This window comes from Nocardioides okcheonensis, from assembly GCF_020991065.1.
Lineage (GTDB): Bacteria > Actinomycetota > Actinomycetes > Propionibacteriales > Nocardioidaceae > Nocardioides > Nocardioides okcheonensis.
Window position 1 is genome coordinate 3,917,912 of the sequence record NZ_CP087710.1, and the last position, 15,248, is coordinate 3,933,159.

Consider the following 15,248-nt stretch of genomic DNA (forward strand, 5'->3'; position numbering starts at 1 on the left):
CCGAGCCGTCCCGGCGCGGGACGCTAGGCGCCGGGCGCCTCGGTCCTCGCCTCGACGGCCGCGAGCGCCTCGCCGGCGGCGTCCACGACGTCGGGCGACAGCACGTGCTCGATCGCGAGCGCCGCGGCGCCCAGCACCGCTGCCTGGCCGCCGGCCTGGGACGTGACGATCCTCAGGTGCTCGGTCGCGAGCGGCAGCGAGCGCTGGTAGACCGACTCGCGGATCCCGGCCAGCAGGTGCTCGCCGGCGTCGGCGACCTGGCCGCCGATGACGACCACCGACGGGTTGATCAGGTTGACCATCGTGGCGACCACCTCGCCGATGTCACGGCCGGCCTGGCGGACCACGGCCATCGCCGGGCGGCTGCCGCGCCGGACCAGCTCGACGACGTCGCCGCCGTCCTCTGCCTGCTCGCCCTGGGCCCGCACGGCCGCGGCCAGCGCCGGCCCGGCGGCGACGGCCTCGAGGCACCCCGAGTTGCCGCAGCGGCACTGCACGGCCTCGGCGCCCGGGACCCGCACGTGGCCGAGGTCGCCCGCGGTGCCCTGCGCGCCGCGCTGCAGCACGCCGCCCGAGACGATGCCCGCGCCGATGCCGGTGGCGACCTTGATGAGCACCAGGTCGTCGACGTCGCGCAGGTGCCGGCGGCGCTCGCCGAGCGCCATGATGTTGACGTCGTTGTCGACGAGGACCGGGATGTCGTACTCCCGGTGCAGGTGGCCAGGGACGTCGTAGCGGTCCCAGCCGGGCATGATCGGCGGGTTGATCGGGCGGCCGGTCGAGTGCTCGACCGGTCCCGGCAGGCCGATGCCGATCGCGGCCAGGTCGGACTCGGGCCGACCGGTCGCGGCCACGAGCCCGCGGACGGAGTCGACCACCCAGGTGAGCACCCGCTCGGGCCCCTCGGCGACGGCCAGCCGGGCGTCCACCTCGCCGAGCACGGTGCCGTCGAGGTCGGTGAGCGCGACGCGCGCATGGGTCGCACCGACGTCGACGCCGACCACGAGGCGTGCGGCGGGGTTCATGGCGAACAGCGCGGGCGGGCGGCCACCGGTCGACCGCGCGCCCCCGAACGGGGCGACCAGCCCGAGGCGCATGAGGGTGTCGATGCGCGCCGTGATCGTGGAGCGGGCGAGACCGGTGGCGTCGGCGAGCTGCGCGCGCGTCCAGGGGCGTCCGTCGCGCAGCAGGTCGAAGAGCTCACCGGTACGCACGGCGGGAGTCAAGCACATCCCGACCTTTACGCAATAGAAGGGAGACTTTTGCATGCCTATCGACAAAAGGGCGTGACGCATGCCACAGTCCGTGCGTGGCCTCCTCCCAGACCCCCCTCCTCGAGGTGCGCGGCATCGTCAAGCGCTTCCCCGGCGTGCTGGCGCTCGGCGGCGTCGACCTCGACGTGCGCGCCGGCGAGGTGCACTGCCTGCTCGGCCAGAACGGCGCCGGCAAGTCGACCCTGATCAAGGTGCTCTCCGCGAGCTACCAGCCGGACGAGGGCGAGGTCCTGTGGGAGGACCAGCCGGTCACCCTCGGCACGCCCCAGGCCGCGATGAGGCTGGGGATCTCCACGATCTACCAGGAGCTCGACCTGGTGCCCGAGCTCACCGTCGCGGAGAACATCTTCCTCGGCCACGAGCTCAGCCGCGGCGGCGTCAGCCGGGTCCCCGAGACCAACCGCCGCGCCCGCGAGCTGCTGGCCCGCCTGGGCCACCCCGAGATCTCCGCCACCCGCGCCGTCGGGCGACTCCCACCCGCCGCGCAGCAGGTCGTCAGCATGGCCCGCGCCCTGTCCCAGGACACGCGGCTGCTGATCCTCGACGAGCCGTCGGCGGTGCTCGACCAGGGCGAGGTCGACACCCTCTTCCGCACCATCCGCGACCTGACCGCCACGGGCGTCGCGGTCGTCTACATCTCCCACCGCCTCGAGGAGATCCGCCAGATCGGCGACCGGATCACCGTGCTGAAGGACGGCAGGACCGTCGCCAGCGGGCTGCCGGTCGACCAGACCCCGACCGCCGAGCTGATCAGGCTGATGACCGGACGCTCCATCGAGTACGTCTTCCCGCCGCGCACCGGCGCGACGGCGACGGGGGAGCCGGTGCTGGACGTGCGGGGTCTCGAGCTCGCCGGCGTGTTCTCCGGCGTCGACCTGAGCGTGCGCGCGGGCGAGATCGTCGGTCTCGCCGGCCTCGTGGGCGCCGGTCGCTCCGAGATCCTGGAGACCGTCTACGGCGCCCGCCGGGCGTCGGCCGGCAGCGTCCGGGTCCACGGACGCGAGCTGCGCCGCGGGTCGGTCCCTGCTGCCGTCAGGGCGGGCCTGGGGCTCGCGCCCGAGGAGCGCAAGAGCCAGGGCCTGCTGCTCGACCAGGCCGTCTACCGCAACGTCACCGTCTCCACCCTGCGCCGCTTCGCCCGTCTGGGCTTCCTCGACAGCGGCGAGGAGCGACGCCGGGCCGCGGAGGTCACCGGCTCCCTCGACGTCCGCCCCGGCGGCGTCGACCGCCTCGTCCGGCTGCTGTCCGGCGGCAACCAGCAGAAGGTGGTGCTGGCGCGGTGGCTGCTGCGCGAGTGCCGCGTGCTCCTGCTCGACGAGCCCACGCGCGGCGTCGACGTCGGAGCGCGGGCCGAGATCTACGCCGTGGTGCGCGCGCTGGCCGACTCCGGGGTCGCCGTGGTGGTCGTGTCCAGCGAGGTGGAGGAGGTGCTCGGCCTGTCCGACCGGGTGCTGGTGGTCCGCGAGGGCCGCGTCGTGCACGAGGGCCCCGCGCACGAGATCGACGAGTCCCGGGTCCTCGACCTGGTCATGGAAGGAAGCGCCGCATGAGCGAGCACCGCACCACCCCCGGCACCGACGGGCCCGACCTGGCGTCCGTCGAGAACCCCGTCGCGCCGTCCGGGGACACGGTCCGGGTCGAGCGCGCGGCCGCGGAGCCCGAGCGGGCGTCGCGCGGCGCCGGGCTGATGGGCGGGGCGTTCGGGCGCAACCTCGGCCTGGTGGTCGCCCTGCTGGTCATCTGCGCGGTCGGCGCCGTCACGGCCGGCGACCGGTTCGCCAGCGTCGACAACGTCGTCACCATCCTGCGCCTCGCCTCCATCACGGGCGTCGTCAGCATCGGCATGACCTTCGTGATCACCGGTGGCGGCATCGACCTGTCCGTGGGGGCGATCGTGGCCCTCGCCTCCGTGTGGGCCACCACGTTCGCCACGCAGAGCATGGCCAACGACACGCACTGGCTGCTGATGGTGTTCGCGGCGCTCGCGGTCGGTGCGGCCTGCGGCCTGGTCAACGGGGTGCTGATCGCCTACGGCAACGTCGTCCCGTTCATCATGACCCTCGCGACCCTGGCCTCCGCCCGCGGGCTGGCCGAGATCATCTCCGAGCGGCGCACCCAGATCGTGCCGTCGCCGGACCTGCCCGACTCCGCAGGCGTCCAGGGGTTCAAGGACTTCTGGACCGCCGACGTCCTCGGCATCCCGCTGCTGGTCGTCATCTTCGCCCTCGTCTCGGTGGCGGGCTGGTTCCTCTTCAACCGCACCACGTTCGGGCGCCGGACCCTGGCCGTCGGCGGCAACCCCGAGGCGGCGCGGCTCGCCGGCATCGACGTCAGGCGGCACACCGTGCTGCTCTACGTCCTGGTCGGCCTCTGCTGCGGCCTCGCCGCCCTGATGTTCATCGCCCGCACGTCGACCGGCACCTCCACCCACGGCACCCTGCTGGAGCTCGACGTCATCGCCGCCGTCGTGATCGGCGGGACCCTGCTGACCGGTGGCCGCGGCACCATCGTCGGCACCGTCATCGGCGTGCTGATCTTCAGCACCCTGAGCAACGTCTTCGTCCTCAACAACCAGGACGCCTCGACCCAGGCCGTCGCCAAGGGCCTGATCATCGTCGTCGCCGTGCTGCTCCAGCAGCGCCTGGCGCGTCGCTCGACCACGACCTGACCCCGTACCCGGACCACACCCGCCACCACCCGGCACCACCCACCCGCACCCAAGGAGCACCCCATGCGTCTGCGCACCACCCCCTCACGCCAGCCCGGCCGCCGTCTCCCCGGTCTGGTGGCCGGCGCCGCCGCCGTCCTGGCCCTCTCCGCCTGCACCGGCAGCGCCCAGGACGCGGCCGACGACGAGGAGGGCTCGTCGGGCTCCACGCCGGCTGCCGCCTCGGGGGCCAACGACGAGTCGGGTGACACCGTCACCATCGGCTTCTCCGCACCCGCCGCCGACCACGGCTGGATGGCCGCCATCACCGACAACGTGCGCGCCCTCTCCGACCAGTACCCCGACCTCGACCTCAAGGTCGCCACGGGCACCAACGACGTCAGCCTGCAGATCAGCCAGGTCGAGACGTTCATCAACGACGGGGTCGACGCGATCGTGCTGCTCCCGTTCGACGGCGCGGCGATGACGCCGGTGGCGCTGAAGGCCATGGAGGCCGGCATCCCGGTGATCAACGTCGACCGCGAGTTCGACGACCCCAACGCCGCCCGCGTCACCGTCCTCGGCGACAACTACGGCATGGGCGTCTCGGCCGGTCAGTACGTCTGCGAGCAGGCCGACGGCAACGAGGACGCCGTCGTCGCCGAGATCGCCGGCATCGACTCGCTGCCCCTGACCCAGGACCGCAGCCAGGGCTTCGAGGACGCCCTGGCCGAGTGCGGCCTCGACGTCGACGCCCGCCAGGCCGCCCAGTTCACCGTCGCGAGCGGCGAGGAGGTCGCCTCGCAGCTCCTGCAGGCCGAGCCCGAGATCGACTTCCTGTGGAACCACGACGACGACCAGGGCGTCGGCGTCCTGGCGGCGATCGAGAGCGCCGGCCGCGACGAGTTCACCATGATCGGCGGCGCCGGCTCCGCCAACGCCATGCGTGCCATCCAGGACGACTCCGGCGTCCTCAAGGCGACGGTCATCTACCCCTCGACGCAGGGCGCCGACGGCGTCAAGCTCGCCCGCCTGCTGGTGCAGGAGAAGGCCATGGGCGACCTGGTCGAGGTCGAGGTGCCCCGCGAGGTGCAGCTCTACGCGCCGGTCGTGACGGCCGACAACGTCGACCAGTTCATCGACACCGCGTTCGAGTCCTGAGGTCGCGGCCGACGCCCTGACACCGACGACACCGAGGACACCGATGACGCACCAGCACGACACCCTCGCCGTGGGGATGGTGGGCCACGCCTTCATGGGCGCCGCCCACTCCCAGGCCTGGCGCAACGCTCCCCGCTTCTTCGACCTGCCGCTCCACCCCCGCATGGCGGCGGTGGCGGGCCGTGACGCGGCCAGGGTCGCCGAGGCCGCGACCCGCCTGGGGTGGGAGTCCACCGAGACGTCGTGGCAGGCGCTCGTCGCCCGCGACGACATCGACCTGGTCGACGTGTGCACCCCCGGGGACACCCACGCCGAGATCGCCGTGGCGGCCCTCGAGGCAGGCAAGCACGTGCTGTGCGAGAAGCCGCTCGCCAACACCGTCGAGGAGGCGGAGGCGATGGTCGCGGCGGCCGAGAAGGCCGCGGCGTCGGGCGTCCGGTCGATGGTGGGCTTCACCTACCGGCGCGTGCCCGCGATCGGGCTCGCGCGCCGCCTGGTCGCCGAGGGCCGGCTCGGCCAGGTCCACCACGTCCGCGCGCAGTACCTGCAGGACTGGATCGTCGACCCGGAGGCGCCGATGTCGTGGCGCCTGGACAAGTCCCGGGCCGGGTCCGGTGCCCTGGGCGACATCGGCGCCCACGTCGTCGACCTGGCCCAGTTCATCACCGGCGACACGATCGCGACGGTGTCCGGCCGGCTCGAGACCTTCGTCAAGGAGCGACCGCTCCCGGCAGAGGCGCACACCGGGCTGGCCGGCGCCGCAGCGGGGGGCTCCACGGAACGTGGGCTGGTGACGGTGGACGACGCCGCCGCCTTCCTGGCCCACTTCCGTGGAGGAGCGCTGGGCGTGTTCGAGGCGACCCGGTTCGCCAACGGCCGCAAGAACGCGATCCGCATCGAGGTCAACGGCTCGCGCGGCAGCCTCGCCTTCGACTTCGAGGACATGAACGTCCTGCACTTCTACGACGGCGACGACGACGCGGCGACGGCCGGCTTCCGGCGGATCCTGGTCACCGAGCCTGAGCACCCCTACGTCGCGGCCTGGTGGCCCGCGGGACACCTGCTCGGCTACGAGCACGGCTTCACCCACCAGGTCGTCGACCTCGTCACCGACATCGCCGCCGGCACGGACCCCGCCCCGTCGTTCGCCGACGGCCTGCAGGTCCAGCGCGTCCTCGCGGCCGTCGAGACCAGCTCGAACGACAACGCCTGGCAGGACGTACCGGTATGACCCACCCGAGGAAGGACACCTGATGACCCGCCCCGTCACCCTGTTCACCGGCCAGTGGGCCGACCTGCCGTTCGAGGAGGTCTGCCGCCTCGCCTCCGGCTGGGGCTACGACGGCCTCGAGATCGCCTGCTGGGGCGACCACTTCGACCCCTGGGCCGCGGTCGAGGACGACGGCTACGTCGCCGCGAAGCGCGCGGTGCTCGAGGAGCACGGCCTGCAGGTGTTCGCGATCAGCAACCACCTCAAGGGCCAGGCGGTGTGCGACGACCCGATCGACGCCCGCCACCGCGATATCCTCCCCGACCGGATCTGGGGAGACGGCGACGCCGAGGGCGTGCGCCAGCGCGCCGCGGAGGAGATGAAGACGACCGCGCGGGCGGCCCGCCGCCTCGGGGTGGACGTCGTCGTCGGCTTCACCGGCTCCTCGATCTGGAAGTACGTCGCGATGTTCCCGCCGGCCTCCCAGGCCATGGTCGACGCCGGCTACGAGGACTTCGCGAACCGCTGGAACCCGATCCTGGACGTCTTCGACGACGAGGGCGTGCGCTTCGCGCACGAGGTGCACCCCTCCGAGATCGCCTACGACTACTGGACGACCGTGCGGGCGATGGAGGCGATCGGCCACCGTGAGGCGTTCGGGCTGAACTGGGACCCCAGCCACTTCGTGTGGCAGGACCTCGACCCGGTCGGCTTCCTCTGGGACTTCCGCGACCGGATCTACCACGTCGACTGCAAGGACGTGAAGTTGCAGGTCGGCAACGGTCGCAACGGCCGGATGGGCTCGCACCTGCCGTGGGCGGACCCGCGGCGGGGCTGGGACTTCGTCTCGACCGGCCACGGCGACGTGCCCTGGGAGCAGTGCTTCCGGATGCTCAACGCGATCGGCTACGACGGGCCGATCTCGGTGGAGTGGGAGGACGCCGGGATGGACCGCCTGGTCGGGGCGCCGGAGGCGCTCGAGCTCGTCCGGCGCCTGGCCTTCGACGCGCCGTCGACGGCCTTCGATGCCGCGTTCAGTACCCGTTCGGAGGCCTAGACTCCCGTCCATGAGGGGATTCGGCGCCAAGGACGCGGAGCGTGACGCGGCGCTCGCCTGGATCGCGGCGGCCCACGCCGACGGGCAGATCGGCGAGGCCGACCGCGACCTGCGCCTCGACCGGGCCCGCGGCGCGGAGACCGCCGACGAGCTCGCGACGCTGACCCGCGACCTGCGTCCCGTGGCCCGCGCCGCGCAGCCGGCCCCGATGGTGCCGGTGCGGCGCGGACCCTCGCGGCGCGCCGGCGGCGTGCTGGTCGGGCTGAGCATCTTCCTCGTCCTCGTGGGCGTGGGCGTCACGGGCCTCGTGGCCCTGCTCGCCCTCGCCGTCGGGCCCTCCGGGACCACCGGGCGGGCCGGCGGGTCGAGCGAGGCCGTCCCCGTCGTCGTGACCGACGGCGAACTCGACGCGAGCGGGCTGCGGGGGTTCCTGCGGGCCTACTCCGAGCAGTTCGGCACCGACGAGGCGCTCCAGGTCGTCGTCGCCGACGGCCGGGTGACCGTGACGGTCCCGGTGCGCGGGGAGGAGCCGAGCGCCCGGATGTGGGCGTGGTCCGGCTCCTGGGAGCAGCTCTCCGGGCGTACGCCGGTCGCCGCCGGGGTCGCCACCGTCGACCTGCGGACCCTCGACGTGCGCCGCCTGGTCCGCAACGTCGAGGTGGCCCGCTCGGCGCTGGGGCGCGACGTCGGCGTGCAGCGCGTGGTCGTCTCCGACTCCGGGACCGGACCTCGCGTGCGCGTCCACCTGGCCGGTGACGGGACGGCCGGCACGGTGGTGACGACGCCCGGCGGACGGGTCGTCAGCGGCGTCACGTCGTGAGCGCGCTGTGACCGAGTCCACGTGACCGGACCCGCCCGGGCGCCCGTCGCTGCGGCACGATGTGGCGCATGAGCCACGCCGCCAAGACCAACCCGGGCAACTTCTTCGAGGACTTCACCCTCGGCCAGGTCATCGAGCACGCCACCCCGCGCACGGTCACCGAGGGGGACCGCGCGCTCTACGGCGCGATCTACCCGACCCGGTTCGCGATCTGGTCGTCGGCCGAGTTCGCCGCGTCGGTGGGCCTCGCGCCGCACCCGGTCGAGGACCTGATCGGCTTCCACGTCGCCTTCGGCAAGACGGTGCCGGACGTCTCGCTCAACGCGGTGGCCAACCTCGGCTACGCCGAGTGCCGCTTCCACGTCCCGGTCGTCCCGGGCGACACCCTGCGCACCCGCTCCGAGGTGATCGGGCTCAAGCAGAACTCCAACGGCCGCACCGGCGTCGTGTGGGTGCGCTCCACCGCCACCAACCAGCGTGGTGAGGTCGCGATCGACTGGGCGCGCTGGGTGATGGTGCACAAGCGCTCGGCCGACGCGCCGGCCCCGGAGACGGTCGTGCCGGACCTCGCGCCGGCCGTGGCCGCCGCCGACCTCGTCGTGCCGGCCGGCCTCGACCTCACGGCGTACGACACCGTCGCCGCGGGCTCGCCGCACCTGCTCGGCGACTACGAGGTGGGGGAGCGGATCGACCACGTCGACGGGGTCACCCTCACCGACGCCGAGCACATGATGGCGACCCGGCTGTGGCAGAACACCGCGAAGGTGCACTTCAGCACCGAGGCCCGCCCCGACGGGCGGCGGCTGGTCTACGGCGGCCACGTGATCTCGCTGGCCCGCGCGCTGTCGTTCAACGGCCTGGCCAACGCCCAGCTGGTCGCGGCGATCAACGCCGGCGCCCACGTGGCGCCCGCGTTCGCCGGGGACACGGTCCACGCCTGGTCGGAGGTGCTGGACACCGCCGAGCTCGACGCCCCGGGCGTGGGCGCGCTCCGGCTGCGGCTGGTCGCGACCAGGGGCCGCGACGAGTCGATGACGCTGCGCGGCGAGGACGGCGCGTACGCCGACGGCGTGCTGCTCGACCTCGACCACTGGGTGCTCGTGCCCCGCTGACGCCGCTCCGAGCGGTGTGTGAGGGGGATTCCCGACCCTCGGAATCCTCCCCACTCACCGCCCGCCGGTGAGTCGGCGCACGACACGCCCGAGGGCGGTGCGTGAGGGGGATTCTGCGGCCCCGGAATCCTCCTCACGCACCGCTCGCGCGGGGGCGGCCGGAGGGTCGGCCCGGGCGAGCAGCTCGGCGGCGAGGAACTCCTCGGCCACCGCCAGCACCTCGGCCGTCGGCACCGCGTCGGGGTCGACGCCCAGCCCCGGCTCGGGGTCGGGACGCAGGTCGTCAAGGTCGCCGACGACGTGCCACGGAGCGCCGGCGAGCTCGTCGACCATCCGGTCGCCGCGCTCGACCAGCCAGGCGTGCACGTCGGGCGCCAGCGCGATCCGCTGGGGAGCGGCGCCGCCGAGCCGCGGCTCCATGAACCCCTTCACCCGGCGCGAGAGCGCGACGTCGAGGTGGGCGTTGCGGAAGTGGGCGTTGACCGCGCGGTGAAAGGCGATCTCGGCCGGCGCGAGGGTCTCGTTGGCGACCGGCGCGTCGAGCGAGAGGCCGGTGTCGTCGATCCCGAGCAGGTCGCACGTACGTCGCCACAGCAGGTCGCGGTCGGCGCCGGGCCGGGGGAGCGCGACGACGTGGACGTGCCCGGGCGGCAGCCCGTCGGTCCACCGCTCGAGGATCCGCGGCACGTCCTGGTGGTGCCAGAAGTTGAAGTCCGGGTCGTCCTTGGCCACCCGCGCGAAGAACCGCCGCAGCGTGGTGGGCGACCCGTGCTTGACCCGCTGCTGCCACGCGCTCGGCACCTGGCGGACCAGGTCGCGCGCGGTGACCACGACGTGCACCTCCCCGGCCACCGACCGGAGCCGGTCGAGGGCCGCGGACGCCGACGCCCCGGAGGCCTCGACCAGCTGCTCCTGGCTGAGCAGCGCGTCGCCGTCCCAGCCGCGCACCTCGTCGACGACGCGGTCCCACGCGCCACGCTGGCGCTCGTCCATCGTCGCGAGCACGCCCGCGTTGTCACGGACGACGGCCGCGGCCCGGAACTGCTCGTCGGCGGACCCGCCGGGGAGCAGCAGGCCCCGGTCGGCCAGCGCGGTGCGGTTGTGCCACCACAGGCTCTGGAGGTAGGTGGTGCCGGACTTGGGGGTGCCGATGTGCACGAGGACGCGTCGGGCCATCAGCGCTCCTGCTCGATCATCCGGGCCACCACCGTCGTCGCGACGGCCAGCAGCTCGTCGTCGCCGGCCTGGTCGGGCGTACGCCCCTCGCGCGGCCCGGCCGGCAGCAGGTCGTCGAGGTCGCCGACGACGTCCCAGCCCCCCGCGCGCAGCCGCGCGACCATCTCCTCCGAGCGCTCGCGCACCCAGCCGGCGTGGCGGACCGGCAGCACGAAGGCCTCCCGCGGCGCGCTCCCGGCCAGCAGGTCGCGCGCGAAGGAGCCCTTGGTCAGCCGGGTCAGGGCGACCGACCGGCGCTCGCGCGGGATGCGGCGGTTGACCCGACGCAGCAGCTCGGCCTCCACGACCGACAGGGAGTCGTTGGGCAGGCGCGGGTCGGTGTCGAGGCCGGACACGTCGACGCCCAGCACCCGGGCGGTGCGCTGCCAGAGCTCGTCGCGAGGCGCGCCCGACGGCGGGACGACGACGAGGTGGACCCGCTCGGGCGGCAGCCCGGCCGCCCAGCGGGAGAGGATGCCCGGGACGTCCTGGTAGCGCCAGAACTTCTGGTCGTCCTCGCCTCGCCGGACGGTGGCGAGGAACCGGCCGTAGGACTGACGCGCGCCCTGCTTGACCCGCTGCTGCCAGGCCGACGGCAGCACCCGGCCGAGGTCGCGCACCGTCACCACGAGGTGGACCTCGTCGGCGGCGGTCGCGAGGTCGGCGAGCGCCGCGGCCGCGGCCTCGGCCGAGGAGTCGGAGAAGTGCTCGTGGCTGATCAGCGCGTCGCCCGCCCAGCCGCGGGTCTCGGCGACCAGGCGCTGCCACACCGCCCGGTCGTCGTCGTCGAGCTCGTCGACGATGACCTCCATCCCCTTGACCAGCGCGGCGGCGTGGAAGTGGTCGCGCAGCGCCTCGCCGGGCAGCAGCAGGCCGCGCTCGCGCAGCGCGCCGCGGTGGTGCCACCACAGGTCCTGGAGGTAGGTGGTGCCGGACTTGGCGGTGCCGCAGTGGAGGAACACGCGCCGGGCCATGGAGTGATCCTATGAGGGCGCCTCGACGGTGCAGACTCTCCCTCGTGGCCTGGGACCGTGACTTCTTCTACGACACCTACCCGCGCGTGGAGGAGGCCTTCGCGGCCAGGCTCGACGAGAGCCTGGCGCCGCGCGACCCGTCGGTGCTGCTCCAGGTCGTGCGCGAGCTCGACCTGCCCCCGGACAGCCGCGCGGTCGACGTCGGCTGCGGGGAGGGGGCGTACGCCTTCCGGCTGGCCACCCACTTCGGCCTCCGCGTGCTCGGCATCGACCCGGTGCAGCGCCACCTCGACCTGGCCCGCGAGGCGCGACGCGACCTCGCGCCCGACATCGCCTCGCGCGTCTCGTTCGAGCGCGGCACCGCGACGGCCGTGCCGCTGCGCGACGGGTCGCTCGACCTCGTGTGGTGCCGCGACGTGATGGTCCACGTCGAGAGCCCCGCCGAGGCCTACGCCGAGGCCGCGCGCGTGCTGCGCCCGGGCGGCCACGTCGTCTCCTACCAGGTGGTCGCCACCGACCTCCTCGAGCCGGGCGAGGCCGCGTGGCTCTTCGACGTGATGGGGGTGGTGCCGTCGTCGGCCGACCCGGCCGTGCTCGACGACGCCGTCGCGCGGTCCGGCCTCGAGGTCGTCGACACCCTCGACCTCGCCGCCGAGTGGGGCGAGTGGACAGAGGAGCAGGAGGGCGCCGGCTCGCGGGCCCTGCTGCGCCTGGCCCGCCTGCTGCGCGACCCGGACCGCTACCGCGCGGAGTTCGGCGACGCCGCCTACGACGTGATGCTCGGCGACTGTCGCTGGCACGTCTACCGGATGGCCGGCAAGCTCGCCGGGCGCGTCGACGTGCTGCGGCGACCGGGACGCGGTTAACCCCTCGACCCGGTCGGGTCGGCTTTGGCAGGGTGGCACTCCGTACGCACCACCACCGCGATCCCAGGAGGACCCATGGCCGACCAGGACCCGAACGCCGACCTCAAGGCGAAGATGCGGGAGGCCCTGGACCGCAAGCAGGGCCACCACCACCCCGACGACACCGCGGGCTCGCGGGAGAAGGCGCACGGCTCGGAGGTCAACGACAAGAACGTCGCCAAGCCGATGCACCGCCGCAAGGCCGGTGGCGGGGGCGCCTGAGCCGAGGTCACCCGACCGCTACGCGTCGGCGGGCGCCCGTCCCGATGACAGGTCGTCCGCCGGCGCGAAGGCCCGCGCCAGCCAGAACAGGGCCACCACCAGCACGAGCGGGACGGCGAAGCCGACCCGCAGCGAGCCGGCGCCGACCGCGCCGGTCATCACCGCGCCGAGCAGCGCGCCGACGTAGTTGAACTGGTTGAACCGCGCCACCACCGCGTCGACGCGGGCCTGCCGCGTCGCCGGGTCGGCGTCGCGGCCGGCGAGCGCGGCCGCCGCGGAGAAGCTCAGCGGCGCGACCACCGCCACGCCGCAGCCGAGCCCGGTGAAGCCCAGCACGGCGACCGGCCACGACGGGGCCGCCACCACCACGACGAGCGACACCAGCGCCACGGCCGCGCCCACGCGCAGCAGGCGGACCGCCCCGACCCGCTCGGTGAGGCCGTCGCCGACCAAGCGGACCAGGCCGCTCGCGAGCAGGTAGGGGAGCGTCGCCAGCGCGACCAGGCCCTCGGGCGCGGCGAACTCGTCGTCGAGGTAGACCGGTCCCCACGTCGCGGCGGCCGTGTCGACGGTGTAGAAGCAGACGAGGGCGAGCCCGACCAGCACGATCGGGCGCCACGGCACGTCGGTGTCGGTCGACGTCGCGGCCTCGCCGTGGTCGCGGGGGAGGTACGGCGCAGCGGCCGCCGCGAGCGGCAGCAGGGCCACGAGCGCGACGGCCGACCACTGCACGTCGGTCGTGGCGAGGGTGAGCACCGCCCCGACGACGCCGCCGAGCGTCCATGCCCCGTGGCAGGAGGGCAGCACGACCCGGCCCAGCCGGTGCTCGAGCGCGACCGCCTGCATGTTGCCGGTGGCGTCGACCAGCCCGAGCCCGACGCCGTACGCCGCGAGGCCGAGCACGAACACCGCGGTCGTCGGGGCCAGGATCGCCACGGCGACGGCCACGGCCACGGTGAGCAGCCCGGCGCGCAGCACCCGCGCACTGTCGAGGCGCGGCGCGAGGCGCTCGGCGAGCAGGGAGCCCGCGCCCGCCAGCAGGACCATCATCAGCAGGACGCCGGACAGCGCCAGCTCGTCGAGGTCCCACCGGTCCTGGATGCGGGGCAGGCGGGTGGTGAGGCTGATGAACACCAGCCCCTGGGTCAGGAAGGCGGCCGCGATCGCGAGCCGCGCCCGGCGGAGGTCAGCGCCCATGCCGAGCATGGTGGCAGCCCGACGGCCCGCGCGTGGCAGACTCGCGGCATGGCATCGGTGTCGGGTCCTGAGCTCTGGGTGGTCCGGCACGGTGAGACCGAGTGGAGCCGCGACGGCCGGCACACCTCGGTGACCGACCTGCCGCTGACGGAGAAGGGCGAGGCGGCGGCCCGCGAGCTGGCCCCGCGCCTGGCCGACGTGGCGTTCGACCTCGTGCTGACCAGCCCGCGCCAGCGGGCGCGGCGCACCGCCGAGCTCGCCGGCTTCGCCGGGGCGGAGGTCGACGACGACCTCGCCGAGTGGGCCTACGGCGACTACGAGGGCATCACCACCGAGCAGATCCGCGAGACCGACCCCACGTGGAGCGTCTGGACGCACCCGACGCCCGGCGGCGAGACGGCCGCAGAGGTCGCCCGGCGCCTGGACCGCGTCGTGGCGCGCGCCCGCGAGCACGAGCGGACGATCGTCTTCGCCCACGGGCACTCGCTGCGGGTGCTGACCGCACGGTGGCTCCAGCAGACCGCCGCCGAGGGACGCTTCTTCCGGCTCGACACCTCCACGGTCTCGGTCCTCGCGTTCGAGCGCGAGACCCCGGTGCTGCTGCGGTGGAACAGCTGACGTGCGCATCGACCTCCACACCCACTCCTCGGCCAGCGACGGCACCGACACCCCCGGCGACCTGGTCCGCGAGGCCGCCGCTGCCGGGCTCGACGTCGTCGCGCTGACCGACCACGACGCCACCTCCGGCTGGGACGAGGCGCAGCGGGCAGCCGACGAGGTGGGCATCGTGCTCGTGCCGGGGCTCGAGATCAGCACCGTGTTCCACCACCGCGGCGTCCACCTGCTCGGCTACCTGCCCGATCCGGCGTACCCGCCGCTGACCGCCGCCCTGGACCGGATCCTCGCCGGCCGCACCGAGCGCACCCCCGCGATGGTCGCGGCGCTGCGCGAGCACGGCATCGACATCACCGAGGACGACGTCCGTCGTGAGTCGGGCGGCTCGGTCGCCGCCGGCCGCCCGCACGTGGCCGACGCGCTGGTGCGGATGGGGGTGGTCGCGGACCGCACGCAGGCCTTCGACGAGCTGCTCAACCCCGGTCGCCCCGGCTACCGCAGCCGCTGGGCCGCCGAGCTCGAGGACATGGTGCCGCTCCTCGTCGCCGCCGGCGGCGTGCCGGTCATCGCGCACCCTTGGGGACGCGGCGGCCGCACGGTCCTCGACGTCGACGCGCTCGCGTCGCTGCGCGACCTCGGCCTGGCCGGCATCGAGGTCGACCACCAGGACCACCCGCCCGAGGTCCGGGCCCGGCTGCGCGAGGTCGCGGCCGACCTCGACCTCGTCGTCACCGGCAGCAGCGACCACCACGGCCTCGGCAAGGTCGACCACGACCTGGGTGTCAACACCACCGACCCGGGTCAGTACGAGCGGCTGATGTCGCTGGCCCGTCGGTGAC

15 protein-coding genes are annotated in these 15,248 nt (G+C 74.2%); 11 read left to right on the plus strand and 4 right to left on the minus strand.

From position 1 onward, the window contains the following. Window positions 1-23 precede the first annotated feature (23 nt). Window positions 24-1,214 carry an ROK family transcriptional regulator gene (locus LN652_RS19040; protein ID WP_230442156.1) on the minus strand — a complete coding sequence of 397 codons (1,191 nt, stop codon included), beginning with the start codon at window positions 1,212-1,214 and terminating at the stop codon, window positions 24-26. A gap of 95 nt (window positions 1,215-1,309) precedes the next feature. On the opposite strand from LN652_RS19040, the gene LN652_RS19045 reads away from it, so the two are divergent. From LN652_RS19045 to LN652_RS19075, 7 genes are all read left to right on the plus strand, one after another. Then, complete coding sequence (locus LN652_RS19045) at window positions 1,310-2,824, plus strand: sugar ABC transporter ATP-binding protein (protein ID WP_230442157.1); 1,515 nt, start codon at window positions 1,310-1,312, stop codon at window positions 2,822-2,824. Next, complete coding sequence (locus tag LN652_RS19050; protein WP_230442158.1) at window positions 2,821-3,942, plus strand: ABC transporter permease; 1,122 nt, start codon at window positions 2,821-2,823, stop codon at window positions 3,940-3,942. The genes LN652_RS19045 and LN652_RS19050 overlap by 4 nt, the downstream gene beginning before the upstream one ends. A 63-nt stretch (window positions 3,943-4,005) precedes the next feature. After that, window positions 4,006-5,082, plus strand: a complete 1,077-nt coding sequence (locus LN652_RS19055; RefSeq protein WP_230442159.1) for a substrate-binding domain-containing protein — start codon at window positions 4,006-4,008, stop codon at window positions 5,080-5,082. A gap of 43 nt (window positions 5,083-5,125) precedes the next feature. Further along, window positions 5,126-6,313 carry a Gfo/Idh/MocA family protein gene (locus LN652_RS19060; RefSeq protein WP_230442160.1) on the plus strand — a complete coding sequence of 396 codons (1,188 nt, stop codon included), beginning with the start codon at window positions 5,126-5,128 and terminating at the stop codon, window positions 6,311-6,313. A gap of 22 nt (window positions 6,314-6,335) precedes the next feature. Further along, complete coding sequence (locus LN652_RS19065; RefSeq protein ID WP_230442161.1) at window positions 6,336-7,349, plus strand: sugar phosphate isomerase/epimerase family protein; 1,014 nt, start codon at window positions 6,336-6,338, stop codon at window positions 7,347-7,349. Between the two features lie 10 nt (window positions 7,350-7,359). Beyond that, window positions 7,360-8,169 carry a DUF1707 domain-containing protein gene (locus LN652_RS19070; protein WP_230442162.1) on the plus strand — a complete coding sequence of 270 codons (810 nt, stop codon included), beginning with the start codon at window positions 7,360-7,362 and terminating at the stop codon, window positions 8,167-8,169. 68 nt (window positions 8,170-8,237) lie between these two features. Beyond that, window positions 8,238-9,281, plus strand: coding sequence for a MaoC family dehydratase (locus LN652_RS19075; protein WP_230442163.1), 1,044 nt, complete (start codon window positions 8,238-8,240; stop codon window positions 9,279-9,281). A gap of 54 nt (window positions 9,282-9,335) precedes the next feature. Here LN652_RS19075 and LN652_RS19080 read toward each other — a convergent pair whose 3' ends face one another. Then, a complete protein-coding gene (locus tag LN652_RS19080; protein ID WP_230442164.1) occupies window positions 9,336-10,457 on the minus strand; it encodes a hypothetical protein in 1,122 nt (373 codons plus the stop codon). After that, window positions 10,457-11,470 carry a hypothetical protein gene (locus LN652_RS19085; protein ID WP_230442165.1) on the minus strand — a complete coding sequence of 338 codons (1,014 nt, stop codon included), beginning with the start codon at window positions 11,468-11,470 and terminating at the stop codon, window positions 10,457-10,459. Before LN652_RS19085 ends, LN652_RS19080 begins: the two co-directional genes overlap by 1 nt. Before the next feature lie 44 nt (window positions 11,471-11,514). On the opposite strand from LN652_RS19085, the gene LN652_RS19090 reads away from it, so the two are divergent. Both LN652_RS19090 and LN652_RS19095 read left to right on the plus strand, forming a co-directional pair. Continuing rightward, a complete protein-coding gene (locus LN652_RS19090; protein WP_230442166.1) occupies window positions 11,515-12,336 on the plus strand; it encodes a class I SAM-dependent methyltransferase in 822 nt (273 codons plus the stop codon). A 75-nt stretch (window positions 12,337-12,411) separates the two neighbouring features. After that, window positions 12,412-12,597 carry a DUF5302 domain-containing protein gene (locus LN652_RS19095; protein WP_230442167.1) on the plus strand — a complete coding sequence of 62 codons (186 nt, stop codon included), beginning with the start codon at window positions 12,412-12,414 and terminating at the stop codon, window positions 12,595-12,597. An 18-nt stretch (window positions 12,598-12,615) separates the two neighbouring features. Here the strand turns inward: LN652_RS19095 and LN652_RS19100 are convergent, their stop codons facing one another. Continuing rightward, window positions 12,616-13,794, minus strand: coding sequence for an MFS transporter (locus tag LN652_RS19100; protein WP_230442168.1), 1,179 nt, complete (start codon window positions 13,792-13,794; stop codon window positions 12,616-12,618). Window positions 13,795-13,842: 48 nt separating this feature from the next. Here LN652_RS19100 and LN652_RS19105 point away from each other — a divergent pair, with 48 nt between their 5' ends. Beyond that, on the plus strand, window positions 13,843-14,412 hold the full coding sequence (locus LN652_RS19105) for a histidine phosphatase family protein (protein ID WP_230442169.1): 570 nt from the start codon (window positions 13,843-13,845) through the stop codon (window positions 14,410-14,412). Window position 14,413: 1 nt separating this feature from the next. Further along, window positions 14,414-15,247, plus strand: a complete 834-nt coding sequence (locus LN652_RS19110; protein ID WP_230442170.1) for a PHP domain-containing protein — start codon at window positions 14,414-14,416, stop codon at window positions 15,245-15,247. The last annotated feature ends 1 nt before the right edge of the window (window position 15,248 follow it).

Coding starts and splice junctions, on each gene's coding strand:
- LN652_RS19050 (WP_230442158.1), top strand. CDS start 2,821: ATGAGCGAGCACCGCACCACCCCCGGCACCGACGGGCCCGACCTGGCG.
- LN652_RS19055 (WP_230442159.1), top strand. CDS start 4,006: ATGCGTCTGCGCACCACCCCCTCACGCCAGCCCGGCCGCCGTCTCCCC.
- LN652_RS19060 (WP_230442160.1), top strand. CDS start 5,126: ATGACGCACCAGCACGACACCCTCGCCGTGGGGATGGTGGGCCACGCC.
- LN652_RS19065 (WP_230442161.1), top strand. CDS start 6,336: ATGACCCGCCCCGTCACCCTGTTCACCGGCCAGTGGGCCGACCTGCCG.
- LN652_RS19070 (WP_230442162.1), top strand. CDS start 7,360: ATGAGGGGATTCGGCGCCAAGGACGCGGAGCGTGACGCGGCGCTCGCC.
- LN652_RS19075 (WP_230442163.1), top strand. CDS start 8,238: ATGAGCCACGCCGCCAAGACCAACCCGGGCAACTTCTTCGAGGACTTC.
- LN652_RS19080 (WP_230442164.1), bottom strand. CDS start 10,457: ATGGCCCGACGCGTCCTCGTGCACATCGGCACCCCCAAGTCCGGCACC.
- LN652_RS19085 (WP_230442165.1), bottom strand. CDS start 11,470: ATGGCCCGGCGCGTGTTCCTCCACTGCGGCACCGCCAAGTCCGGCACC.
- LN652_RS19095 (WP_230442167.1), top strand. CDS start 12,412: ATGGCCGACCAGGACCCGAACGCCGACCTCAAGGCGAAGATGCGGGAG.
- LN652_RS19100 (WP_230442168.1), bottom strand. CDS start 13,794: ATGGGCGCTGACCTCCGCCGGGCGCGGCTCGCGATCGCGGCCGCCTTC.
- LN652_RS19105 (WP_230442169.1), top strand. CDS start 13,843: ATGGCATCGGTGTCGGGTCCTGAGCTCTGGGTGGTCCGGCACGGTGAG.